Source organism: Allobosea sp. UC22_33 (genome assembly GCF_042700715.1).
In the GTDB taxonomy this organism is placed as follows: domain Bacteria; phylum Pseudomonadota; class Alphaproteobacteria; order Rhizobiales; family Beijerinckiaceae; genus Allobosea.
In genome coordinates, this window is sequence record NZ_CP170556.1 from 3,245,527 (window position 1) to 3,268,638 (window position 23,112).

Annotated in this window: 20 protein-coding genes; 11 read left to right on the top strand and 9 right to left on the bottom strand. The window is 66.1% G+C overall.

Features of this window, described 5'->3' with window-relative positions:
* Positions 1 to 18 precede the first annotated feature (18 nt).
* The 4 genes from ACFJGT_RS15685 to ACFJGT_RS15700 all read left to right on the top strand — a co-directional run bounded on the left by ACFJGT_RS15685 (position 19) and on the right by ACFJGT_RS15700 (position 4,946).
* Positions 19 to 768: an ABC transporter ATP-binding protein gene (locus ACFJGT_RS15685; protein WP_377838955.1), complete on the top strand. Its 750-nt coding sequence runs from the start codon at positions 19 to 21 to the stop codon at positions 766 to 768.
* Entirely contained in the window at positions 765 to 1,997 is a 1,233-nt protein-coding gene (locus ACFJGT_RS15690; RefSeq protein WP_377838960.1) for an ABC transporter permease, read from the top strand. Before ACFJGT_RS15685 ends, ACFJGT_RS15690 begins: the two co-directional genes overlap by 4 nt.
* 82 nt (positions 1,998 to 2,079) lie before the next feature.
* Entirely contained in the window at positions 2,080 to 3,021 is a 942-nt protein-coding gene (locus tag ACFJGT_RS15695; RefSeq protein WP_377838969.1) for a diguanylate cyclase domain-containing protein, read from the top strand.
* Positions 3,022 to 3,230: 209 nt separating this feature from the next.
* A complete protein-coding gene (locus ACFJGT_RS15700) occupies positions 3,231 to 4,946 on the top strand; it encodes a Na/Pi cotransporter family protein (protein WP_377838973.1) in 1,716 nt (571 codons plus the stop codon).
* Positions 4,947 to 5,002: 56 nt separating this feature from the next.
* On the opposite strand, the gene ACFJGT_RS15705 is transcribed toward ACFJGT_RS15700, so the two are convergent.
* The 4 genes from ACFJGT_RS15705 to ACFJGT_RS15720 are packed head-to-tail and all read right to left on the bottom strand — an operon-like array spanning position 5,003 to position 11,174.
* A complete protein-coding gene (locus ACFJGT_RS15705) occupies positions 5,003 to 5,437 on the bottom strand; it encodes a GNAT family N-acetyltransferase (protein WP_377838977.1) in 435 nt (144 codons plus the stop codon).
* Between the two features lie 55 nt (positions 5,438 to 5,492).
* Positions 5,493 to 9,245, bottom strand: coding sequence for a methionine synthase (gene metH, locus ACFJGT_RS15710; RefSeq protein WP_377838981.1), 3,753 nt, complete (start codon positions 9,243 to 9,245; stop codon positions 5,493 to 5,495).
* 4 nt (positions 9,246 to 9,249) lie between these two features.
* Positions 9,250 to 10,161, bottom strand: a complete 912-nt coding sequence (gene metF / locus ACFJGT_RS15715) for a methylenetetrahydrofolate reductase [NAD(P)H] (RefSeq protein ID WP_377838985.1) — start codon at positions 10,159 to 10,161, stop codon at positions 9,250 to 9,252.
* Positions 10,161 to 11,174 carry an ArsR/SmtB family transcription factor gene (locus tag ACFJGT_RS15720; protein WP_377838987.1) on the bottom strand — a complete coding sequence of 338 codons (1,014 nt, stop codon included), beginning with the start codon at positions 11,172 to 11,174 and terminating at the stop codon, positions 10,161 to 10,163. Before ACFJGT_RS15720 ends, metF begins: the two co-directional genes overlap by 1 nt.
* A 335-nt stretch (positions 11,175 to 11,509) precedes the next feature.
* On the opposite strand from ACFJGT_RS15720, the gene ACFJGT_RS15725 reads away from it, so the two are divergent.
* Complete coding sequence (locus ACFJGT_RS15725; RefSeq protein WP_377838989.1) at positions 11,510 to 11,938, top strand: hypothetical protein; 429 nt, start codon at positions 11,510 to 11,512, stop codon at positions 11,936 to 11,938.
* 612 nt (positions 11,939 to 12,550) lie between these two features.
* On the opposite strand, the gene ACFJGT_RS15730 is transcribed toward ACFJGT_RS15725, so the two are convergent.
* Positions 12,551 to 12,754: a cold-shock protein gene (locus tag ACFJGT_RS15730; protein ID WP_199091797.1), complete on the bottom strand. Its 204-nt coding sequence runs from the start codon at positions 12,752 to 12,754 to the stop codon at positions 12,551 to 12,553.
* Between the two features lie 489 nt (positions 12,755 to 13,243).
* On the opposite strand from ACFJGT_RS15730, the gene ACFJGT_RS15735 reads away from it, so the two are divergent.
* The 3 genes from ACFJGT_RS15735 to ACFJGT_RS15745 all read left to right on the top strand — a co-directional run bounded on the left by ACFJGT_RS15735 (position 13,244) and on the right by ACFJGT_RS15745 (position 15,372).
* Positions 13,244 to 13,867, top strand: a complete 624-nt coding sequence (locus ACFJGT_RS15735) for a YitT family protein (protein WP_377838995.1) — start codon at positions 13,244 to 13,246, stop codon at positions 13,865 to 13,867.
* A gap of 95 nt (positions 13,868 to 13,962) precedes the next feature.
* On the top strand, positions 13,963 to 15,135 hold the full coding sequence (locus ACFJGT_RS15740) for an L-lactate dehydrogenase (RefSeq protein WP_377838999.1): 1,173 nt from the start codon (positions 13,963 to 13,965) through the stop codon (positions 15,133 to 15,135).
* 24 nt (positions 15,136 to 15,159) lie between these two features.
* On the top strand, positions 15,160 to 15,372 hold the full coding sequence (locus ACFJGT_RS15745) for a DUF4287 domain-containing protein (RefSeq protein WP_377839003.1): 213 nt from the start codon (positions 15,160 to 15,162) through the stop codon (positions 15,370 to 15,372).
* Positions 15,373 to 15,596: 224 nt separating this feature from the next.
* Here ACFJGT_RS15745 and ACFJGT_RS15750 read toward each other — a convergent pair whose 3' ends face one another.
* A complete protein-coding gene (locus ACFJGT_RS15750; protein WP_377839007.1) occupies positions 15,597 to 17,384 on the bottom strand; it encodes a peptide ABC transporter substrate-binding protein in 1,788 nt (595 codons plus the stop codon).
* A 354-nt stretch (positions 17,385 to 17,738) separates the two neighbouring features.
* On the opposite strand from ACFJGT_RS15750, the gene ACFJGT_RS15755 reads away from it, so the two are divergent.
* Entirely contained in the window at positions 17,739 to 18,155 is a 417-nt protein-coding gene (locus ACFJGT_RS15755; protein ID WP_377839010.1) for a DUF1801 domain-containing protein, read from the top strand.
* A 25-nt stretch (positions 18,156 to 18,180) separates the two neighbouring features.
* On the opposite strand, the gene ACFJGT_RS15760 is transcribed toward ACFJGT_RS15755, so the two are convergent.
* Positions 18,181 to 18,819: a VOC family protein gene (locus tag ACFJGT_RS15760; RefSeq protein WP_377839014.1), complete on the bottom strand. Its 639-nt coding sequence runs from the start codon at positions 18,817 to 18,819 to the stop codon at positions 18,181 to 18,183.
* Positions 18,743 to 19,786: a DMT family transporter gene (locus ACFJGT_RS15765; RefSeq protein ID WP_377839017.1), complete on the bottom strand. Its 1,044-nt coding sequence runs from the start codon at positions 19,784 to 19,786 to the stop codon at positions 18,743 to 18,745. Before ACFJGT_RS15765 ends, ACFJGT_RS15760 begins: the two co-directional genes overlap by 77 nt.
* 172 nt (positions 19,787 to 19,958) lie before the next feature.
* On the opposite strand from ACFJGT_RS15765, the gene ACFJGT_RS15770 reads away from it, so the two are divergent.
* Complete coding sequence (locus ACFJGT_RS15770; protein ID WP_377839020.1) at positions 19,959 to 20,372, top strand: GNAT family acetyltransferase; 414 nt, start codon at positions 19,959 to 19,961, stop codon at positions 20,370 to 20,372.
* A gap of 78 nt (positions 20,373 to 20,450) precedes the next feature.
* Here the strand turns inward: ACFJGT_RS15770 and ettA are convergent, their stop codons facing one another.
* Positions 20,451 to 22,103 (bottom strand): energy-dependent translational throttle protein EttA, encoded by a 1,653-nt coding sequence (gene ettA / locus ACFJGT_RS15775; protein WP_377839024.1) that lies wholly within the window; start codon positions 22,101 to 22,103, stop codon positions 20,451 to 20,453.
* A gap of 202 nt (positions 22,104 to 22,305) precedes the next feature.
* On the opposite strand from ettA, the gene ACFJGT_RS15780 reads away from it, so the two are divergent.
* Positions 22,306 to 23,112 (top strand): MBL fold metallo-hydrolase, encoded by an 807-nt coding sequence (locus tag ACFJGT_RS15780; protein WP_377839027.1) that lies wholly within the window; start codon positions 22,306 to 22,308, stop codon positions 23,110 to 23,112.

Genomic DNA, 23,112 nt, shown 5'->3' on the forward strand with positions numbered 1-23,112 from the left:
GAAGACGGAATACATGCCATGCCCCTGATCGAAACCCGCGACCTCTCCCGCGTCTACGATCTCGATTCCGGCCGCGTCACCGCGCTGGACCGGGTTTCGCTGGCGATCGAGGCCGGCGATCTCGTCGCGGTGATGGGTCCATCAGGCTCGGGCAAATCGACCTTCATGAACCTGATCGGCTGCCTCGACCGGCCGAGCGGTGGGCACTATGTGCTCGACGGCGTCGCAGTCGAGACCTTGTCCGGCGACGGGCTCGCGGAGCTGCGCAACCGCAAGCTCGGCTTCGTCTTCCAGCAGTTCAACCTGCTGCCGCGCATCGACGCCTGCACCAATGTCGAATTGCCGATGGTCTATGCCGGCGTCGCCCGCGCCGAGCGGAAGCGGCGTGCGCTTGCCGCACTCGCCCGCGTCGGCCTCGCCGAGCGCGCCCACCACCGCCCGATGCAGCTCTCCGGCGGCCAGCAGCAGCGCGTCGCCATCGCCCGCGCGCTGGTCAACGAACCGCGCCTCCTGCTCGCCGACGAGCCGACCGGCGCGCTCGACAGCCGCACCGCGCTCGAAATCCTCGCGCTGTTCCAGGATCTGAACCGCGAGGGCGTCACCGTCATCCTCGTCACCCATGATGCCGAGGTCGCCCGCCATGCCCGCCGGCTGATCCGCTTCCGCGACGGCCACCTGCTCAGCGATGTGAGGCAGGAGCCGGCCGACGCCCGCGCCGCGCTGGCCGCGCTCGATGCCGGGATCGGCTTGCCGGAGGTCGCGGCATGAGCCTGACCGAAGCGATCCGCTCGGCGCTGTCCGCCATCGGTGCCAACGCCCTGCGCTCGGCGCTGACCATGCTCGGCATCATCATCGGCGTCGCCGCCGTCATCGCCATGGTCGCGATCGGCGCCGGCGCCCGCGAGCGCGTCACCGGGCAGATCAAGTCGCTCGGCGCCAATCTCGCCATCATCCAGTCCGGCAACGTCACGCAGGGCGGCGTCAGGCTGGGCGCCGGCGCCTCCTCGACGCTGACCGACGAGGACGCCGCCGCGATCCTCAAGGAGGTCGAGGACGTCACGGCCGCGGCGCCCGTCCTCATCACCCGCGCCCAGGCCGTCTATGCCGGCGCCAACTGGTCGACGCAGATCACCGCGACCGATCTCGATTTCTTCGCCGCCCGCGAATGGGAGATCGGGTCGGGGCGGCTGTTCGAGCCCGAGGAACTGCGCAAGGGCGAGATCGTCGCGGTGATCGGCCAGACGGTGGCGCGCAACCTCTTCGGCGAGGAGAACCCGCTCGACCAGCAGTTCCGCATCCGCAACGTGCCCTTCAAGGTCATCGGCGTGATGGCATCCAAGGGCCAGTCGGCGCTGGGGCAGGATCAGGACGACGTGATCTTCGTACCGCTCGACACCGGCAGGCGCCGCATCGTCGGGCGCAACTATGCCCGCGATCGCTCGGTCCAGAGCATCATGGTCAAGTTCGCCAGCGAGGAAGCGATCACGCCGGGCATCGCCGAGGTCACCGCCCTGCTGCGCCAGCGCCATCGCCTCACGGAGGATCAGGAGGACGACTTCATCGTCCGCAACCTCACCGAGATCGCCAATACCGCGACCGCCGCCGCGACGACGCTCTCCTGGCTGCTCGCGGCGGTCGCCGCCGTGTCGCTCCTCGTCGGCGGCATCGGCATCATGAACATCATGCTGGTCTCGGTCACCGAGCGCACCCGCGAGATCGGGCTTCGGCTCGCGGTCGGCGCTCGCCAGAGCGCCGTGCTGACCCAGTTCCTGATCGAGGCGACGACGCTCGCGACCATCGGTGGCGCGGTCGGCGTCGGTCTCGGCATCGCAGCGGCGCTGACCATCGCCCATGTCGCCGGCTGGCCCTCGGTGATCTCGGTCCAGACCATCCTGATCGCGGTCGGCGTCTCCGGGCTGATCGGCGTGTTCTTCGGCTTCTACCCGGCGAGGCGCGCGGCCAGGCTCGATCCGATCGAGGCGCTCCGGCGCGAGTGAGGCGGCGGATTTTCCCGCGCTGCGCAAGGGTCGCTTAACCGGGTCGGCTCTAGCTTGCCCTTAGGCAATCAGGAGGCGGACCGTGAACAGCCAGCAGCTTACCGCGGCGACGCAGCCCCTCTACGATCGCGCGGTCGCAATCGCGGCCGTCGGCGCCTGGGAATGCAACCTCGCCAATGAAACGCTGAGCTGGACGGACGGCGTCTACGACCTGTTCGGCCTGCAGCGCGGCTCCGCCATCTACCGCAGCGCGACGCTGGATCTCTACGAGGAGCGCTCGCGCCGCGAGATGAACCAGCTGCGCAGCAAGGCGATCGGCACGGGCCAGGGCTTCGCGCTGGATTGCCGGATCAAGGCCGCGAGCGGTGAGAAGCGCTGGATGCGCCTCATCGTCGGCGTCAGCCATGAGCAGGGCCGGCCGACCCGCATCTTCGGCTCGAAGCAGGATGTCACGGCCGAGAAGGGCCTGTGGAGCGAGACCGCGGCGCTCGCACGCGCGAACGCATCGACCGGCCTCGCGGCGCGCCGCAACTTCACCGACGCGCTCAGGCAGTTCCGTCACGAACGCGGCCGCGAGCCCGAGCGCTTCGCCCTCGCGATCTTCGGCATCGATCGGTTCGCGGCGCTCGTCGAGACCTATGGCCAGGGCGCGGGCGACGACCTGATCCGCCATTTCGGCGAGCGGCTGCGCCGGCTCTTCCCCGATGCACTGGCCATCGACCAGACCGGCCCCGGGGCCTTCGCCCTGCTGCTGCGCATGCCCGGCGACAAGGGCTATCTCGCCTCGATGCTCTCCGGCACGCGCAAATTGCTGTGCCGGCCGATGCCGCGCGGCAATGTCGTCATCGACTTCACGCTGTCGATCGGCGCGGCCCTGCTGACGCCGGAGGGCCATCGCGAGCAGAACGAGATCTTCGCGGGGGCCGAGGCAGCACTTCAGGTCGCCGGCATGGCCGGGGGCGATTGCGTCCGCGTCTTCGACGGGCCCGTGGCGGCCGTGGGCCGGGTCGCGCTGGCGGGCTGACGCAAAGCCATCGGAACACCGCTTCGGACGACCGGCCGACGAATATCGTCGCGCCGGCGGTCACAACACTGTCGCAGGGGAAACTCTAGAAGAAGGCGATCGATCGAGACCTCACCTGCGGCCGTACTCGGCCCGGCCCTGCCGGGACGGTGGCGGCCGCGCCGCAAGCCTCGCCGGTGCGTCAGCGCCGGCCGCGCCGGGAATCTCCGATGCAGATCGACATCTTCTCGCAAGTCATCGTGCCGGTTATCGGCGGCCTGGGCATCTTCATGCTCGGGCTCGAATTCATGAGCAACGGCATCCAGTCGCTCGCCGTCAACAAGATGCGGGCGCTGCTTGCGCGCATCGCCGGCACCCCGTCCAAGGGCGTGCTCGCCGGCACCTTCATCACCGGCGTGATCCAGTCCTCGACTGCCATGACCGTCATGGTCGTCGGCCTCGTCAATGCCGGCGTCATCGGCCTCAGGCCCGCGATCAGCGTGATCATGGGCGCCAATATCGGGACGACGCTCGGCAACGGCCTGATCGCGCTGCCGCTCGGGCCGCTCGGCCTGCTGCTCGCCGGCATCTTCGCCCTGCTGCACATCTTCGCCAAGACCGACAAGGTCAAGAACATCGCGCTCGCCTGCATGGGCTTCGCGCTGATCTTCTACGGCCTCAACCTGATGACCGGCGGCTTGCGCCCCCTGCGCAACATGCCGGAGGTGATGAGCGTGATCTCGGCGCTCAGGGCCGACACCTATCTCAACCTGATCTACTGCGTGCTGATCGCCGCCGGCATCACCGCGATGATCCACTCCTCCTCGGCCACCATCGGCATCGTCATGGGGCTCGGCGCCGCCGGCATCCTCGACTGGAAGACCGCCGTCGCCTTCTCGCTCGGCGCCGATCTCGGCACCACCATCACCTCCTGGATGGCCTCCCTCAACCTCTCGAAGAACGCCAAGCGCGCGGCCTACGCCCATATCTCCTTCAACATCATCGGCGTGATGGTGACGATCCCGCTCTTCTTCGTCTCGATGGACGTGCTGACCTGGGCGATGCAGTGGTTCGGCGGCGATCCGGGCGTGCCCGTGATCAAGGACGGCAAGGAAACCTTCCCGCTCGTGCCGGTCGCGGTCGGCGTCTACTCGACCTTCTTCAACATCTTCAACACGGTCCTCCTGTTCCCCTTCGTCGGCGTGTTCGAGCGCGTGCTGTCGCGGGTCGGCGCGACCTCGGCCGAGGATATCGAGGACTATTCCCAGCCGCGCTATCTGGTGAAGGCGCATGACCATGCGCAGGCCGTGCAGGCGATCCAGCGCGAGACCGGGCGCTATCTCGAGGCCGCCCGGCTGTTCGTCGACATCGCCAGCGGCAAGCCGGATGCGCCGGACAAGATCGAGGAGCATTATGCCGCGATCGACATCCTCAACCGCGACATCCGCGCCTATACCTCCGGCATGTTCACGCCCGAGATGCCCTATGCCCGGGCCGATCTCGTCGCCAGCCTGATCGAGGAGGAGGATTTCACCGCAAGCCTCGGCGAGACGCTCTACCAGATCGCCCGTCGCATCGAGCGCCAGCCCTTCGGCGAGCAGGGCCGAACGCTCGTCGACACGGTGCTCGACAAGGTCTCGGATGCTCTCGCCACCATCGTCCCGATCGGACAGGAGCGGGCCCCGGCGACCGGCATGGCCGAAGCGCGCAATGCCGAGCTCCTCGCCCTGCGCGAGCGCTGCCTGCGGCTGGGCTCGGAGCTCCCGTGGGTGGAGCGCGGCGCCATCCTCGCCCTGCTCGGCAGCGCCGAACGCGCCTTCTTTCTGATCGAGCGCATCGACGCCGAGCGCCGCTCGGTCTCGCGCGAGATCGCGGCCGTGCCGGCCGGCACCAAGGCCGGGGAAGCGGGCCTCGGCGGCCTGACCCCTGCGGCCGTTCCGGCCTGAACCGGCCCATCTCGCAACATCAGCCGAAAGCCGCCCCATCGGGCGGCTTTCTTGCGTCAGAGAAGCTTGGTGAAGACGATCTGGCCGTCGAGGCCCCGGCCCCTATCGCGCCAGCCGTGGCGGCGATAAAAGCGCTCCGCCCGCGTGCCGGCGCCGGTTTCGAGCCAGGCCTGGGCATGGCCGGCCGCCTTCAAACCGGCAAGCGCGGCATCGATCAGAGCGCGGCCATGGCCCCGCCCCTCCTGCGTCGGATCGATGAACAGGGCCCAGATCAGGCCGGTCTGATGATTGGCGCAGGCAAAGCCCGCGATCTCGCCGGCGCTCTCAGCGACGACGAAGATCGCCTGCTCGCGATACCAGGCGACATCCGCGTCCGTGACCTTCGAGGGATCGCTGAGGATGTTCTCGCGCACGCCCATGCGGATGGCACGGATGCGCGGCTCATCCGCCGCCACCGCCTTGCGGATCAGCCTTGCCTGGTCAGTCGTCACGAACGCTCTCCATCGCTGCGGCAGGCGTGATGCCCGCCGCCGCGTTGGAAGGCAACTACTCCGCGGCCTGCAGGCGATAGGCAGCAGTGTCGTAGTTGAGGATCGGCGCCAGCCAGCGCTCGACCTCCTCGATCGTCATGCCCTTACGCGCGGCATAATCCTCGACCTGATCGCGCTCGACCTTGGCGACGCCGAAATAATAGGCCTCCGGATGGGAGAAGTAGAGGCCCGACACGGACGAGCCCGGCCACATCGCGAAGCTTTCGGTCAGCTTCACGCCGATGCGGCGCTCCGCCTCCAGCAGCCGGAACAGCGTTTCCTTCTCGGTATGGTCGGGCTGGGCCGGATAGCCCGGTGCCGGGCGGATGCCCTGATACTCCTCGCGGATCAGATCCTCGTTCGAGAAGGTCTCGTCCGGCGCATAGCCCCAGAACTCCTTGCGGACGAGCTGGTGCATGCGCTCGGCGAAGGCCTCGGCGAAGCGGTCCGCCAGCGCCTTGACCATGATCGAGCGATAGTCGTCGTTGTCGCGCGCGAACCTTTCGGAGATGCGCTCCTCCTCCGCGCCGGCCGTGACGGCAAAGGCACCGATATAGTCGGGCGCGAGGCCTTCCGGCGCGACGAAATCGGACAGGCACATGTTCGGCTTGCCGTCGCGCTTGGAGAGCTGCTGGCGCAGGCCGTGGAAGGTCGCAAGCTCGTCCTGCCGGCTTTCGCCGGTATAGAGGCGGATATCGTCGCCGACGGCGTTCGCGGGCCAGAAGCCGATCACCGCCTTCGGGTTGAACCAGCGCTCCTCGACGATGCGCTTCAGCATCGCCTGCGCATCGTCCCAGAGCGCGCGCGCAGCCTCGCCCTGCTTCTCGTCCTGCAGGATCGCCGGGTAGCGGCCCTTCAGTTCCCAGGTCTGGAAGAACGGCGTCCAGTCGATCACCGGCACGAGATCGGCGATGTCGTAGGTGCGGAAGGTGCGCGTGCCCAGGAAGCTCGGCTTCGGCGGCTGATAGGCAGCCCAGTCCGTCTTGAAGGGATTGGCGCGCGCCCTGGCCAGCGGCAGGCGCTGCTTGTCGGCCTCGGAGCGGCGATGCGCCTCGGCGACCTTGGCGTATTCGGCCTGCACGCCGGCGACGTAACCCGGCTTCTGCTCCGACGAGAGCAGGCTCGACACCACGCCGACGGCGCGCGAGGCGTCGTTCACATGCACTGCCTGGCCCTTCTCATAGGCCGGATGGATCTTCACCGCCGTATGGACGCGACTCGTCGTCGCCCCGCCGATCAGCAAGGGGATGTCGAAGCCCTCGCGCTCCATCTCGGAGGCGACCGTCACCATCTCGTCGAGCGAAGGCGTGATCAGTCCGGAAAGGCCGATGATATCGACCTTCTCCCGGCGCGCCGTCTCCAGGATCTTCTGGGTCGGCACCATCACGCCGAGATCGATCACCTCGTAATTATTGCACTGGAGCACGACGCCGACGATGTTCTTGCCGATGTCGTGGACATCGCCCTTCACCGTCGCCATCAGCACCTTGCCGGCGGCCGAGCGCTCGGAGCCGCCATTCAGGCGCTTCTCCTCCTCCATATAGGGCATGAGATAGGCGACGGCCTGCTTCATCACGCGGGCGGACTTCACCACCTGCGGCAGGAACATCTTGCCCGCTCCGAACAGGTCTCCCACCACGTTCATCCCGGCCATCAGCGGCCCTTCGATGACGTGCAGCGGCTTGGCTGCGTTCAGGCGCGCTTCTTCGGTATCGACGTCGATGAACTCGGTGATCCCGGCGACCAGCGCATGCTCCAGCCGCTTCTCGACCGGCAATTCGCGCCAGGCCAGGTCCTTGCCCGAGGCCGCGACCGAACCGTCGCCCTTGAAGCGGGGTGCGGCTTCCAGCAGCCGCTCGGTCGAATCCTTGCGGCGGTTGAGGACGACATCCTCGCAGAGCTCGCGCAGTTCAGGATCGAGATCGTCATAGCTGCCGAGCTGGCCGGCATTGACGATGCCCATATCCATGCCGGCCTTGATGCAATGGTACAGGAAGACCGAATGCATCGCCTCGCGCACCTTCTCGTTGCCACGGAAGGAGAAGGACAGGTTCGAGACGCCGCCCGAGATATGGGCATGCGGCAGGGTCTCGCGGATCGCCCGCGTCGCATTGATGAAGTCGTTGCCGTAGTTGTCGTGCTCCTCGATGCCCGTCGCCACCGCGAAGATGTTCGGGTCGAAGATGATGTCCTCAGGCGGGAAGCCGATCGTCTCGGTCAGCAGCTTGTAGGCGCGCGTGCAGATCTCGATCTTGCGCTGGAAGGTATCGGCCTGGCCGACCTCGTCGAAGGCCATGACGACGACGGCCGCGCCATATTGCCGGCAGATGCGCGCCTGCTCGAGAAAGGCTTCCTCGCCCTCCTTCATCGAGATCGAGTTGACGATCGGCTTGCCCTGGATGGTCTTGAGACCGGCCTCGATCACCGGGAATTTCGACGAGTCGACCATGATCGGAACGCGCGAGATATCCGGCTCCGAGGCGATCAGGTTGCAGAACTCGGTCATCGCCTTCTCCGAATCGAGCAGGCCCTCGTCCATGTTGATGTCGATGACCTGCGCGCCATTGGCGACCTGGTCGCGCGCGACGTCGAGCGCGGCCGCATAATCGCCGGCCGTGATCAGCTTCCTGAACTTGGCCGAGCCGGTGACGTTGGTGCGCTCGCCCACGTTCACGAAGGGAATGGTCTCATCGAGCGTGAACGGCTCCAGCCCTGCCAGCCTGAGATAGGGCTTGGGCTCGGGAATCTGGCGCGGCGCCTTGCCGGCGACGGCTTCAGCGATCGCCTTGATATGGCCGGGCGTGGTACCGCAGCAGCCGCCGACCATGTTGACGAAGCCCGCATCGGCGAACTCCGCCAGCATCTGGGCGGTCGCCTCCGGCCGTTCGTCATAGAGGCCGAATTCGTTGGGCAGGCCGGCATTCGGATAAGCGCAGACCAGCGTGCCGGCGATGCGCGACATGTCCTTGATATGCGCCCGCATCTCGCGCGCGCCGAGTGCGCAGTTGAGGCCGATGGTCAGGGGCGCGGCATGGCGCACCGCGTTCCAGAAGGCCTCGACGGTCTGGCCCGACAGCGTGCGGCCCGAAAGATCGGTGATCGTGCCGGAGATCATCACCGGCAGGCGGATGCCCTTTTCGCGATAGACCTGCTCGATCGCGACGATCGCGGCCTTGGCGTTGAGCGTGTCGAAGATCGTCTCGATCAGCAGCAGTTCCGAGCCGCCGTCGATCAGGCCCCTCACCTGCTCGGCATAGGAATCGCGGACCTGGTCGAAGCTCACGGCGCGGAAGCCGGGATTGTTGACGTCTGGCGAGATCGAGAGCGTGCGGTTGGTCGGGCCGATCGCCCCGGCGACGAAACGGCGGCGCCCGTCTTCCTTCTGCGCGATCATCGCCGCCTCGCGGGCGAGCCGCGAGCACTCCACGTTCAGCTCATAGACGATCGCCTCCATGCCGTAATCGGCCTGGGCGATCGAGGTGCCCGAGAAGGTGTTGGTCTCGACGATATCGGCCCCCGCCCGGAAATAGGCGAGATGGATGTCGCGCAGCGCCTCGGGCTGCGTCAGGGCGATGATGTCGTTATTGCCCTTGAGGTCGTGATTGAACCCCTTGAAGCGTTCGCCGCGGAAATCGGCCTCCGAGAGCTTCAGGTCCTGGATCTGCGTGCCCATCGCGCCGTCGAGCACGAGGATGCGCTCTTGCGCGGCCTTACGCAGCGAGCGCTCGATCTCGGCGCCGTCGACGGGAGCGGGAATGAAGTCGGACATAGGCTTACTCCGCCGCCACGGCCTGCGCCGCCGGCTTCTCGGGCTTCAGGCCGACGAGATGGCAGATGGCATAGACGAGGTCGGCCTTGTTCATTGTGTAGAAATGCAGATCGGTGGCGCCGCGGTCGATCAGGTCCAGAACCTGCTCGGCGCAGACGGCAGCCGCGACGAGACGGCGCGTCGCGACGTCGTCCTCCAGCCCCTCGAAGCGGTCGGCCAACCATTGCGGCACGCTGGCGCCGGTCTTGCGCGCAAAGTTCGCGGTCTGCTTGAAGTTCTGGACGGGAACGATGCCGGGCAGGATCGGAATCTCGATGCCCGCCGCGCGCACCTTGTCGAGATAGCGGAAATAGACGTCGTTATCGAAGAAGAACTGGGTGATCGCCCGCGTCGCGCCGGCATCGACCTTCTTCTTGAGCGCATCGATATCGGCATCGAGCGAGGCGGCTTCCGGGTGCTTCTCCGGATAGGCGGAGACGGTCACCTCGAAATCGCCGATCCGCTTCAGGCCGGCGACGAGGTCCGAGGTCTGGTGATAGCCCTCAGGATGCGGCTCATAGGTCGTACCGAGTCCGCCGGCCGGATCGCCGCGCAGGGCCACGACATGGCGCACGCCCGCATCCCAATAGGAGCGGATCACCTCGTCGATTTCGGCCTTCGAGGCCGAGACGCAGGTGAGATGCGCAGCCGGCTTCAGCCCGGTCTCCTCGACCATGCGCTTGACGGTGGCGTGGGTGCGCTCGCGGGTGGAGCCGCCGGCACCATAAGTGACAGAGACGAAGCTCGGGCCGAGCGGCTCGAGCCGGCGCACGCTGTCCCACAGCGCGACCTCCATCTCCTCGGATTTCGGCGGGAAGAACTCGAAGGAGACGCGCGGACGGCGCGAACCGTGGCGGCTGGGGCGGAAAGCATTCATCACGCAACCTCGAGATTGATCGTGCGGACCGGCGGATCGGCCTGGACGCGCCGGTCGCGGCCACGCCAGAGCATGACCGGCAGCTGGCCCGAGCCGCCATCGGCAAGGGTGACTTCGCGGGAGAGATCGCAGGACAGGCCGGCTTCGCTGAACCAGGCCGCGATCTGCTGGCGGGAGAAGCCGAGCCGGCGATGGGCATGCTCGGTCCGCAGGAACTCCATCTCATGCGGCGCGAAATCGACGACGATCAGGCGCCCGCCGGGCGCCAGCATCGCGGCGGCCTCGCGCACTGCCCGGCCGGGATCGTCGAGGAAATGCAGCACCTGATGGATCACGACGAGATCGAAGGAGCCGCGCGCGAAGGGCAGCGCGTAGATGTCGCCCTGCCTGAGTTCGACCCGCGAAAGCCCCGCCTGCTCCAGATTGGCCCGCGCCACCGCCAGCATGGCATGGTTGGCATCGACGCCGACGGCACGGCCGAATTTCGGCGCGATCCGCTCCAGCATCCGCCCCGTGCCGGTGCCGAGATCGAGCATGGCGCCGGGCGTGCCTTCGCCGACGGCGTCCTCGACCGCAGCCTCGACGGCATGGTCGGGCACATGCAGGCCGCGCAACCGGTCCCAGTCGCGCGCGACACTGGCGAAATAGCTCTGCGCCGCCTCGGCCCGAGTCGCGCGAACCGCAGCGAGCCGCTCGCGATCGGCGGCGAGCACCGGGTCGCTGAGGTCGAGCCAGGCGGCGAGCGATGCGGCGAAGGCCCCGCCCGGCCCGGTCTCGTCGAGCCGGAAGAAGGCCCAGGCGCCCTCGCGCGAGCGCCGCACCAGCCCGGCCTCGGCCAAGAGCTTGAGATGGCGCGAGATGCGCGGCTGCGACTGGCCGAGGATGTCGGTGAGATCGGACACCGAAAGTTCCCCCTCCGAGAGCAGCGCGAGAATGCGCAGCCGCGTCTCCTCGCCGGCGGCCCTGAGGCCCGCGAGAAGCACATCGGAAGACAATGTCGTCGGCTGCCGCACGCGCTGGCGTCCCCTGTCGACAAGGAAAAAGATATAAAGATATCTTTATATCGAACGCACCGTTCGTGCAAGCGGATTGTCGTGCGGAAGATAGGACGGAGCTGGTTCCGTCGCTTGGGAAGACGGTGGCCCGGTGAAGCCGGGACGGATGCGTGCGCGATTGCACACGTCATGACCCAGGCCTTCTGCATGCGATGAGGTCTGGCAAACCGCCCGGCACGCCTCCTGCCGCGCGTGTGCCATCAAGGCTGGCCGGAGTCATCTACCTAAGTTTCATTGCCGCGAGACCCGGAATCCATATAGTCGGATCAGCCATCGGGCGTGAGGACTGTGCCATGTCCAACGATGCTTATGCTGTGGCTGCCATCGTCGCGGTTTTGCTTCCGACCTTATATTTCCTGATCGCCTCGCCGACCTTCCTTCTGGCCAAGTTCGAAGACCCCGTCGTCACCTGGCTGCTGCGAGGCTTGTTCAGCGTTCACTTCCGGCTGATTTGCATCGGTTCGTTCATCGGGGCGGTAGCCTTTGTCATTGCCGCCCGCCCGATATTCGCCCTCTGCCCTGTCGTCATCGGCGGCATGGCGATCGCCATGCGGAGATGGCTGCTCCGGAACATGGATGCCCAACTCTCTGCACGGGCAGCCGGCGATGGACAGGCGATCGGCCGATTGCACGCACTGCACTGGCGCGCCATGGCCTATAACGCCACTCAGTTTGCAGCGATCCTCGCCATCACCCCTTTCGTGTTCGCGACGCCCGGCTAGGGGCGGCCTGCTTCCGACCGGTTACGGGCGCTGACCGGACGTCCCGATCATTCCGATCGAGCCCGCCCGCCGCCCTGCGCGCGTCCCATCCGACCGGGTAGCTTGCCAGGCATCGTCGGCCGGAGGGGATTGCGGGCTTCGCGCCCCGGGCCGTTGCGGGCTCGTCAGGCGCGGAGGTGCCGACTTCGCACAGGGCGAACAGGCAGGCCTCTGCACTTTGCGGACAAATCCGATGCCGGAACAAGAAACCGCATTTCCGCACGTCGGTAGACGCGCGGCAATCCAGGCGGCGTCCAAGCGAAGCAGCCCCCCAGAGACCCGCGCGCGGAGCCAGGCAGCGCGAAGTCGTCGCTGTTCGACACCATGGCCATCGACCAGGCATCGGCACGCAGCCGTCAGCTGCGAACGCCGCCAGGCTCCGCGCATCCCCGGATGCTCACGCCCGAAAACCCCGCAGGCCAGGCCTGGACGGGGCTTTCGGTGCATCATGTCACGTCAAGGAACAGCGCGCCGGACATGCGGCGAGAACGCCGATCCGGTTGTCTTTTTCGGCGCGCGCTCGCCAATGCCCCGCCGTCCGCGGGAGGCGAGCCTCACGGCAACAGAATGGTCTCAGAGCACTTTCAGATCGCCCGCGGCCGTCTTGCCGCGTTCGGTCTTCAGCTCGAACGAAACCTTCTGCCCCTCCGTCAGCGTCATCATGCCGGCCTCTTTCACGGCGGTGATGTGCACGAACACATCCTTGCCGCCATCCGCCGGCTGAATGAAGCCGAAGCCCTTCTCAGTATTGAACCACTTCACGGTTCCGGTCGCCATCGCCACATCCCTCGAAGCCAAAGCGTCTCATACCGGCGCGGAACGCATGGCTCCTATGCCGGCAAGGGAAGGATTGACCGAAAACCGGTCCTTGTCGAGATGAAAGGACAGGCAGGCGGCGTCTGCGCCTTTCAAGATTTTGTCAACGTGGCCCGTGTCTTGTCACCGGCGCGATAAGAGCCGCCGAGATAGATTTCGGCCTCCCCGGCATCGGCGACGTAGCGTCTCGCTCGTCATGCGTGCCGAGCTTCGACGCTTCCGGCCCGGAGCGAATGCTCCTCATCTCGCCAGCTCCGCGTATCACCTTGGCAAAACGCTCCAAATTCCGCAGCCTTAAGGACAGCTTCGCTCCGTATGGTGCCTAGAGAGCGACACCCCCGTCCGCCCCGCCGCGCAACCAGGACCGATACCGCGCAGATGCGCTCCCGATCAGGCGCGATCCTTGCTGGCCCTCTGGCGCCGGAAGCCGCCAGCCGATAAGGCCTCGCCATGTCCCAGACCGCCGCCCCCGCCATGCCGCACCAGCACCGCTTCTACGAAGACCTCCTCGCCCTGCCGCTGGGCACGCTGATGATCAGCTTCGGCATCGTCCTCTTCGCCAAGGCGACGCTGCTGACCGGCGGCGCGGCCGGGCTCGCCCTCCTGCTGCAATTCGCCACGGGAGCGGATTTCAGCCTGCTCTTCTTCGTCCTCAACCTGCCCTTCTACTGGCTGGCCTTCCGGCGGATGGGGCTGCCTTTCACGCTGCGGACTTTCGCCGCCGTCGGCCTCGTCTCGGTCTTCGTCTGGGCGACGCCGGGCTGGTTCCGCATCGAGGCGGTGGCGCCGCTCTATGCCGCTATCGCCGGCGGCGTCGCGATGGGTCTCGGCCTGCTGGCGCTGGCGCGTCACCGCACCGCGATCGGCGGCGTCAACATCCTCGCGCTCTACCTGCAGGAACGTCGCGGCCTGCGCGCGGGCTGGGTCCAGCTCGGCATCGACGCCGCGATCTTCGCCGCCGCGCTCTTCGTGCTGCCGCCAGACAAGGTCGCGCTCTCGCTGCTCGGCACGCTCGTGCTCAACGCCATCCTCGGCATGAATCACAAGCCCGGCCGCTACATGGCGGTCTCCTGACGCAGGCCCGTTTGCGCGCCGGACGGTTGCGCCCTGCCCGCCAGCATGCGAGCAAACCGATCAGACAAGACGGGACGCCAACGGCGAGACGAGACATGGCCCAGCCCCTGACCATCGAAGACCTGCGCCTTCTGGCCAAGCGCCGGGTGCCGCGCATGTTCTACGACTACGCCGATTCCGGCGCCTGGACCGAGGGCACCTACCGCGCCAACGAGACCGACTTCGCCAAGGTGAAGCTGCGCCAGCGCGTCGCCGTCGACATGACCAACCGCTCGCTGGCCAGCGAGATGATCGGCCAGCCGGTCACGATGCCGGTCGCGCTCGCCCCCACCGGCCTCACCGGCATGCAGCACGCCGATGGCGAGATCCTGGCCGCCAAGGCAGCCGCCAAGGCTGGCGTGCCCTTCACGCTCTCGACCATGAGCATCTGCTCGATCGAGGATGTCGCGAACCACACCAGCGCGCCGTTCTGGTTCCAGCTCTATGTAATGAAGGACCGCGAGTTCATCTCGCGCCTGATCCAGCGCGCCAAGGCGGCCGGCTGCTCGGCGCTGGTGCTGACGCTCGACCTGCAGATCCTCGGGCAGCGCCACAAGGACATCCGCAACGGCCTTTCCGCCCCGCCGAAGCCGACGCTGGCCAACCTGATCAACCTCGCCTTCAAGCCGCGCTGGTGCCTGAAGATGCTGGACACGCCGCGCCGGCAGTTCGGCAATATCGTCGGCCATGTCACCGGCGTCGCCGACATGTCCTCGCTCTCCTCCTGGACCGCCAGCCAGTTCGACCCGCAGCTGAACTGGGACGATGTGCAGTGGATCAAGGACCAGTGGGGCGGCAAGCTGATCCTGAAAGGCATCCTCGACGCCGAAGACGCCGAGATGGCCGCCAAGAGCGGCGCCGACGCCCTGATCGTCTCGAACCATGGCGGCCGCCAGCTCGACGGCGCCCTCTCCTCGATCGAGGCCCTGCCCGGCATCGTCGAGCAGGTCGGCAACCGCATCGAGGTGCTGTTCGACGGCGGCATCCGCTCGGGCCAGGACGTGCTGAAGGCGGTCGCGCTTGGCGCGAAGGGCACCTTCATCGGCCGCGCCTTCCTTTACGGGCTCGGCGCCATGGGCGAGCAGGGCGTCACCGCTGCGCTCGACATCATCCGCAAGGAGCTCGACACCACCATGGCGCTCTGCGGCCTGCGCGACATCAAGGATGTCGACGAGCGCATCCTCGTCGGCGGCCGCGCCGGGGCGATCAAGCGGCTGGCGGCGGCCTGAATTTCACCCCGCAGGGAGTCCGAGATGTCAGAGCAGTCGCTCAAAGGACCCGCATCGTACTTCCCGTCTATCGAGAAGAAATACGGCCGCCCAATTGCCGAATGGAAGGCGATGGTGCGCGCCCGCCTTCCTGCGAAGCATATGGACCTCGTGGCGATGCTCAAGACGGAGCACGGCATGGGCCATGGGCACGCCAACGCCATTGTGGCCCATACCCTCGCCGAGGGCGCGAAATAGATGGCTCCAGCCAGAGCGCGCCGCTGAAGCATTTTCGAGCGAAGTGGACACCGGTTCGCGTGAAGAAAATGCGATAAAACAAGGACTTAGATAAATTCCGCGATTCAAGGAAGCGCGGAATTGATCTAGACGACAGAAGGCCCGGCGGATCGCATCCGCCGGGCCTTCTTTGTTTCCGGAGAGGATTCCGCCCCGCGAGAACGCGCGAGGCGGGCAGCTCATGCTCAGGCGCGAGACCAGGACGCGAGGTTCCAGGTGTCGACATCCCAGCCCGAATGATCATGCGAGAGGGTGTTCGACGCGGCGACCACCTTCTTGCGCGACAGGATCGGCAGGATGACGTTGGCCTCGCAGAAGATCTCGTTGACCTTGATCAGGTACGCAGCGCGCTTGGCCGGATCGAGCTCCTTCTGGGCGGCCTTGTAGGCCTCGTCGGCAGCCGGGTCCGTGTAGCGCGAGACGTTGCGGCCCAGCCACTTGTTCTCCTTGTTGGCGACTTCCCAGGAGACGAACTGGTTGAGGAAGCGCTCCGGATCGGGCTGCGGCTGCGTGGTCGTGTACATCTCGATGTCCACGTAGAGCTTGGTGTAGGTGTCGGGGTTGGCAACGTCCGACGAGAAGAACACCGAAGCGGTCACCGACTTCAGCTCGATATCGATGCCGGCGCGCTGGCAGGCCTGCTTGATGATGGCCTGCACCTTCTGGCGCGGAGCATTGATCGAGGTCTGGAAGACGTATTTGAGCTTCTTGCCATCCTTCTCGCGGATGCCGTCGGAGCCCTTCTTCCAGCCGGCATCGTCGAGGATCTTGTTGGCCTTCTCGATGTTGAACTCGTACTTGAGCTTCTCCGACTTGAATTGCTTGGGCTCGTTCACGAAGCTCGCCGTGGCCGCGCCGGCGCGGCCATAGATGAACTTCTGGATCGAGTCGCGGTCGATCAGCAGGTTGATCGCCTGGCGCACGGCCGGATCCGACAGGGTCGGGTGCTTGGTCTTGACGCTCGAACGCTCGCCGTCGACCTCGGTCCACGGGTCGGTCGTGTTCAGCGTGACGAACTCGATGTCGCCGGCAGCAGCGGCGCTGATCTTGCCGCGACCGCCCATCTCCATGCGCTTGAGGACTTCGTCCTCGACCAGCGTATCCCAGGCATAGTCGTATTCGCCGGTCTGGAGCACGGCGCGCGCCGCCGAAACCGCGTCACCGCCGCCCTTGATCTCGAACGTGTCGAAATGCGGACGGTTGGCAACGTGATAGCTCTCGTTGCGGGTGCCCGACAGGATATCGCCCGGCTTGAAATCGGCGAACTTGTAGGGACCGGTTCCGACGGGCTTCAGGTTGGCCGGAGCCTCGCGCGACTTGGCGCCCTTGTACTCGCCGAAATGATGCTTCGGGATGATCATGCCGGCGACGCCGACGAAGGGGTCGGCCCAGAACGGCGTCGGCTTGGCGAAGATCACCTTGACGGTGAGATCGTCGACCTTCTCGACCTTGATGTCCTTGTAGGCGCCGGTGGTATAGGCGGCGGTCGCCGGATCGGCGGCATATTCCCAGGTGAAGACGACGTCGTCGGCCGTGAACGGCTTGCCGTCATGCCACTTCACGTCCTTCTTCAGCTTCCAGGTGACGGTGGTGCCGTCCTCGGACAGGCCGCCATTGGCCTTGGTGGGGACCTCAGCCGCGAGCTGCGGGATCAGGTTGCCTTCCTTGTCCCAGCCGGCGAGCGGCTCGTAGAACACGCGGGACGCGATCTGGTCCTTGGTGCCCGAGGCGAAATGCGGGTTCAGCAGCGTCGGGGCCTGCCAGAGCAGCATCTTGAGCGGTCCGCCGCCGCCGGCCTTGGTCGGCTTGTATTCGAGCGTGGCATTGGCCATCGCGACATCGTTCCAGGAGAGGATCTGGGTCGCGATCGGCGCGGTGATGCCCAGCGCCGCCATCTTCTGGATGAAGGAGCGCCGCGACAGGCCGCCTTCCTTCACATCCCGCACCATACCCTGGATATACTGGCTAGTCATAATCAACCTTCACGTCATGGCAGCAAGAACACGATCAATAACTTGACCAGTTCCAGATCGGATTTATCAGGTCCAGGGCGTAGAATAGCCGTGGACGCGACTCTGCTCCTAGGAGCCGCTGCCTTAATCATAACTTAAGTTGTCAGACGGAAACCGCATACCGGACCCGCCTGCCACTCGTAGCCCCGGCTAAATTACCTTGATTCCCAAGGGAAAAACGCTGCGGGACCGGCTGAACGGATTGACGTCATAGCGTCGCAGCCAACGCTCGCGACGCCGGAATCCGCGATTGCCGGCCACCTGCCGGCTTCCGTAGCATGGCCGCTCAGGGACACATTCGGTAGGAACCATCGCATGAGTGCAGACGACAAGCCGCGCCTTCTATCCGGCGGCAATCCGCAGATCCCGAAAGGCGACGGCGACGCGCCGGTACAGGCCTATATCGCCGCCATGCCCGGCTGGAAGAGTGCATTCGGCCGCCGCATCGACGAACTGATCGTGCAGGCCGTGCCGGATGTGCAGAAGGCAGTGAAATGGAACTCGCCGCTCTACGGCATGGGCAACCAGACTTGGTTCCTCGGCCTCCACTGCTTCACGCGCTATGTGAAGGTCTCCTTCTTCAAGGGCGCAGCCCTGGACCCCGTACCGCCCGGCCCGTCCAGGCAGAAGGAGGTGCGCTATCTCGACCTCCACGAGAACAACGCCCTCGACGAAGCGCAATTCTCGGACTGGATCAGGCAGGCCAGCCAGATGCCCGGCGAACGGATGTAGGCGCCGCACTGTTCGGGCACAGCGATCAGGACAATTCCTTGAGCCCGGCGGGCGTATCGAGCTGCGCCCGGTAGCGCAGCTCTGGCCCGTAGGTGATGACAGGCGCTCGCTCGGCCCCAAGCTCCAGCAACAGCGCCGCGATTGCGTCGGCTTCCGGATGCTCCAGCGAGAACCCGCGCAAGCGTGCGCCGAGATCGGCAATCGACGCCATTGAACGCGCCTTGCCGCGCCGGTCGATGAGCGAGGGAGCCGCTCCGCCCCAAGGCAGCGACCCGTCATCGGGAACGGCGAAATCGAAGGCCGGAGCATCCATCGGCAAGCCCACCTTGCGACCGAAGATCGCCTCACGGTCCTTCAGGACATCGTCGATCGGATCGGCTCGCGCGACCCATCCGCGCAGCCGGCGGCCGGCATCCCAATCCCGCCGGACCTGCTTCCGATCGTCGAGTCCGAACCAGCGGGCGCGACCGGGATTTACCCCTTCGGGATCGAGCGCGACAATCTCCAGATAGATCGTGTCGCCGAGCTGAAGCAGGTGATTATGGGTGCCCATATAGACGTGCCGCTGGCCGAAGGGCACGTCGAGATCAAGGCATTCGCGAACATGCGCGACGCCTTCGGCAAGCGTCGGGGCGATCACGGTGAGATGGTCGAGTGTCAGCATGCCCGTCACTTGAGGCTCGAACGGCAGTGCTGTCCACCCGTCCCGGAACCGTCAGTCCGCCCTCGCCGCGCCGGTTGGTGACGGTCAGCGCCAGCCCGCCAAGCACGAGGACGACGCCGAGCGCGAACATCAGCCCGAGCTCGTCGCCGAACATCACGGCCGCCGCCGCGACGCCGACGACCGGCTGGAGGTACTGGATGGCGGCCGCGATCCGGGCCGGCACCGTGCGCAGGATGGCGAGCCACATGAACAGCCCGAGCACCGTCACCACGACGCCGAGATAGGCCGCGGCGGCGAGCCCCGTCGCGGTGATCGTGAGCGGCACATGCCACATCTCCCACCCGGCCCAGGGCAGCAGCGCGAGGAAGCCGAACAGCGTGCTCCAGGCCGCCACCGTCGCGGTGCCCCAGCGCTCGGAGAGTTCGACGCTCCAGACATAGTAGAACGCGATGGTCACGGCCGAGAGGAGCACCAGCATCGCACCAGTGAGCGTGGTCTGCGTCGCGGCGGAAGCCGCATCGCCCCGCCCGGACGCCACGACCGCGATACCGGCGAAGGCGGCGACGAGCCCGAGCGCCTGAAGCCGCAACACCGATTGCCTGAGCCGCATCGTCGCGAAGATCACCACGAAGATCGGGATCGTCGCGGAAATGATGGTGCCGACCGAGGCCGAGGTGCCGGCGACGCCGAAGGTCTGCGCGACCTGCCCGATGCCGATGCCGAGGATGCCGAGCGCCGCCAGCCGCGGCAGCTCCCGCCAGGGCAGACGCTGCTTGCCGATGACGAGGAGGAACATCAGGGGCACGGCGATGATGAAGCGCAGCGCCGTCAGCGTCAGCGGCGGCAGGGTGATGAGGCCAAGCTTGGTGATCGGGATCGACACGCCCCACAGCAAGGCGAGGAGCAGCATCGTCGCATAGCTCCCGAGCGACGGATCGGGGCGGGGGTGCGAGGCCGTCTGGCTCATGGCTTCAGGTGGTCTTTATGCGCGGCGATGGCCGGGACCTTTAGGTCGCAGCTTGCGCGCCCGCAAGCTACCGAAGTTCAATTGGCTTCGGTGATGTCGGCCATGAGGTATTCGAATTTGCCTCAACCAGACAGCCATACGCAGATCAGCATCGTCTGATGCAGAGGCCGCCATGTCGTTCACCGTAAGACCCATTGAAGACGCAGATATCGATTCCGTCATTCGGCTTTGGACCGAGGCGGGCGTAACGCGACCGTGGAATGATCCTCGGCGTGATATCGAGTTCTGCCGCAAAGGCAGCCATTCAACCATCCTGGTTGGCCTGAACGCGGGCGCTATCGTTACGACCGTCCAGGTGGGCGAAGACGGCCATAGAGGTTGGGTCTATTACGTTGCCGTTCAGCCTGAATTGCAGGGTTCGGGAATGGGCCGGCGCATCATGCAGGCAGCCGAAGACTGGCTACGGGCGCGGGGAATCTGGAAACTCAACCTTCTCGTGCGCGCCGACAATCTCAAGGTCATCGAGTTTTATCAGCGCCTCGGATATCGAGACACGTCGGTTGTCTGCCTTCAGAAGGAAATTTGAGCTTCCACTGAAAACGCAACAAAAAAGCCCCGCAGACCTTGCGGCACCGCGGGGCTTTTTGATTCAGATATCAAGCACTCAGCGCGTGAACTTCTTGTACTGGATGCGCTTCGGAATGGTCGAGTCGATGCCGAGGCGGCGCTTCTTGTCCTCCTCGTACTCCGCGAAATTGCCCTCGAACCACTCGACATGGCTGTCGCCCTCGAAGGCGAGGATATGGGTCGCGATGCGGTCGAGGAACCAGCGATCGTGGCTGATGATCACGGCGCAGCCGGCATAATCCTCCAGCGCCTCTTCGAGCGCGCGCAGCGTGTCGACGTCGAGATCGTTGGTCGGCTCGTCGAGCAGCAGCAGGTTGGCGCCGGACTTCAGCATCTTGGCGAGATGGACGCGGTTGCGCTCACCGCCCGAGAGCGAACCGACCTTCTTCTGCTGGTCGCCGCCCTTGAAGTTGAAGGCCGAGCAATAGGCGCGGGAATTGATCTCGCGCTTGCCGAGATAGAGGATGTCGTTACCGCCGGAGATTTCCTCCCAGACGTTTTTCTTGTCGTCGAGCGAGTCGCGGCTCTGGTCGACATAGCCGAGCTGGACGCTCTCGCCGACCTTGATCGTGCCGGAATCCGGCTTCTCGACGCCGGTGATCATCTTGAACAGCGTCGTCTTGCCGGCGCCGTTGGGGCCGATCACGCCGACGATGCCGCCCGGCGGCAGCTTGAAGGAGAGCCCGTCGATCAGGAGCTTGTCCTGGAAGCCCTTCGACAGGTCCTCGAAATCGACGACGTTGTTGCCCAGCCGCTCGGCGATCGGGATGATGATCTGGGCGGTGTCCGGCCCCTTGTTGTTGGCCTTCTGGACGAGCTCGTCATAGCGCTGGATGCGGGCCTTGCTCTTGGCCTGGCGGGCCTTGGGCGAAGCGGCCATCCACTGCGCCTCGCGCTCCAGCGTCTTCTGGCGCGAGACGTCCTCGCGGCCTTCCTGGGCCAGGCGCTTCTGCTTCTGCACCGACCAGGCCGAGTAGTTGCCCTCGTAGGGAATGCCCTGGCCGCGGTCGAGCTCGAGGATCCAGCTGGTGACGTTGTCGAGGAAGTAGCGATCGTGGGTGACGATCAGGATCGCGCCCGGATAGGTCCGCAGGTGGCCTTCGAGCCAGGCCGTGGTCTCGGCATCGAGATGGTTGGTCGGCTCGTCGAGCAGCAGCAGTTCGGGCTGCTCCAGCAGAAGCTTGCACATCGCGACGCGGCGGCGCTCGCCGCCCGAGAGCTTGTCGACGGCCCAGTCGTCCGGCGGGCAGCGCAGCGCGTCCATCGCCTGGTCGACCTTGGAATCGAGATCCCACAGGCCCTTGGCCTCGATCTCGTCCTGGAGATTGGTCATCTCGTCGGCGGTCTCGTCCGAATAGTTCATGGCAAGCTCGTTGTAGCGGTCGAGGATCGCCTTCTGGGGCGCGACGCCAAGCATGACGTTCTCGCGGACGGTCAATTCCTCCGCCAGCTTCGGCTCCTGCGGCAGGTAGCCGACGCGCGCGCCTTCCGCGACCCAGGCCTCGCCGGTCCATTCCTTGTCGAACCCCGCCATGATCTTGAGCAGGGTCGACTTGCCGGCGCCGTTGACGCCGAGCACGCCGATCTTGGCGTCCGGATAGAAGGACAGGTGGATGTCCTTCAGCACCTGCTTGCCGCCCGGATAGGTCTTGGACAGGCCGCGCATATGGTAGATGAACTGACGGGACATGGGGCGAGCGGGCTCCGCTTTCGGGCTGCGACACGGGATGTCGGGAAATCTGGCCGCTATGTAGCGACCGGGCGCGCCGCCCGCAACCGCCTGCGATTGGAGCCGGTGCCTTTCACAAAAGCGGTAGAGCGATCCAGGCACCCTTCCCCCGGCACGGCTTTTGCCGGAAGCTCTCAGGCCTGAACGATGCCGGAGCCCGCTGATGCGCCTGCCCGCCGTCCTGTTGCGTGTCCTCCCGAGCCTCGCTTTCGCGCTGCTGGCGACGGCCCATGCCCGCGCCCAGTCGAACGAGCCCGGCTGCCGGCCGGAAATGGCGAGCCTCGGCCTGCCGATCCACCGGGTGCAGCTGGCGAAGGACGAGGCGCGGCTGACCTTCGTCGGCCACGCCACCTTCCTGATCGAGACGCCCGGCGGCGTGAAGATCGCGACCGATTACAACGACTATGTCCGCCCGCCGGTGACGCCCGACATCGCCACGATGAACAAGGCGCATTCGACGCATAACTCGCGCAATCCCGACCCGGCGATCAAGCATGTCCTGCCCGGCTGGGACCTGTCCGGCCGGGGCGCGGCACAGCACGATCTGACGCTCGGTGATGTCCGCGTCCGCAACGTGCCGACCAATATCCGCACCTACGAGGGCGGCACGGATTACGACGGCAACTCGATCTTCATCTTCGAGATCGGCGAGCTCTGCATCGCCCATCTCGGCCATCTGCATCATCCGCTGGAGCCCGGCCATCTGCGCGCGCTCGGGCGGGTCGACATCGTGCTTTTTCCAGTCGACGGCAGCTACACGCTCGACCAGACCGGCATGCTCGACGTGCTGAAATCGATCCAGGCGCGGGTGATGATCCCCATGCATTTCTTCGGCGGCGGCACGCTCGCCCGCTTCCTCGCCCGCACGCAGGACATCTGGCCGGTCGAGCGCCGCGAGCAGGCGACGATCACGCTGGGCAAGGCGACGCTGCCGGCCAAGCCCACCATGATCGTCCTGCCGGGGCACTAG

Excerpts from the sequence above, each read along its gene's own strand:
- ACFJGT_RS15685 (WP_377838955.1), top strand. The coding sequence starts at position 19 with ATGCCCCTGATCGAAACCCGCGACCTCTCCCGCGTCTACGATCTCGAT.
- ACFJGT_RS15690 (WP_377838960.1), top strand. The coding sequence starts at position 765 with ATGAGCCTGACCGAAGCGATCCGCTCGGCGCTGTCCGCCATCGGTGCC.
- ACFJGT_RS15700 (WP_377838973.1), top strand. The coding sequence starts at position 3,231 with ATGCAGATCGACATCTTCTCGCAAGTCATCGTGCCGGTTATCGGCGGC.
- metH (WP_377838981.1), bottom strand. The coding sequence starts at position 9,245 with ATGTCCGACTTCATTCCCGCTCCCGTCGACGGCGCCGAGATCGAGCGC.
- metF (WP_377838985.1), bottom strand. The coding sequence starts at position 10,161 with ATGAATGCTTTCCGCCCCAGCCGCCACGGTTCGCGCCGTCCGCGCGTC.
- ACFJGT_RS15725 (WP_377838989.1), top strand. The coding sequence starts at position 11,510 with ATGTCCAACGATGCTTATGCTGTGGCTGCCATCGTCGCGGTTTTGCTT.
- ACFJGT_RS15730 (WP_199091797.1), bottom strand. The coding sequence starts at position 12,754 with ATGGCGACCGGAACCGTGAAGTGGTTCAATACTGAGAAGGGCTTCGGC.
- ACFJGT_RS15735 (WP_377838995.1), top strand. The coding sequence starts at position 13,244 with ATGTCCCAGACCGCCGCCCCCGCCATGCCGCACCAGCACCGCTTCTAC.
- ACFJGT_RS15740 (WP_377838999.1), top strand. The coding sequence starts at position 13,963 with ATGGCCCAGCCCCTGACCATCGAAGACCTGCGCCTTCTGGCCAAGCGC.
- ACFJGT_RS15745 (WP_377839003.1), top strand. The coding sequence starts at position 15,160 with ATGTCAGAGCAGTCGCTCAAAGGACCCGCATCGTACTTCCCGTCTATC.
- ACFJGT_RS15750 (WP_377839007.1), bottom strand. The coding sequence starts at position 17,384 with ATGACTAGCCAGTATATCCAGGGTATGGTGCGGGATGTGAAGGAAGGC.
- ACFJGT_RS15755 (WP_377839010.1), top strand. The coding sequence starts at position 17,739 with ATGAGTGCAGACGACAAGCCGCGCCTTCTATCCGGCGGCAATCCGCAG.
- ACFJGT_RS15760 (WP_377839014.1), bottom strand. The coding sequence starts at position 18,819 with ATGCTGACACTCGACCATCTCACCGTGATCGCCCCGACGCTTGCCGAA.
- ACFJGT_RS15765 (WP_377839017.1), bottom strand. The coding sequence starts at position 19,786 with ATGAGCCAGACGGCCTCGCACCCCCGCCCCGATCCGTCGCTCGGGAGC.
- ACFJGT_RS15770 (WP_377839020.1), top strand. The coding sequence starts at position 19,959 with ATGTCGTTCACCGTAAGACCCATTGAAGACGCAGATATCGATTCCGTC.
- ettA (WP_377839024.1), bottom strand. The coding sequence starts at position 22,103 with ATGTCCCGTCAGTTCATCTACCATATGCGCGGCCTGTCCAAGACCTAT.
- ACFJGT_RS15780 (WP_377839027.1), top strand. The coding sequence starts at position 22,306 with ATGCGCCTGCCCGCCGTCCTGTTGCGTGTCCTCCCGAGCCTCGCTTTC.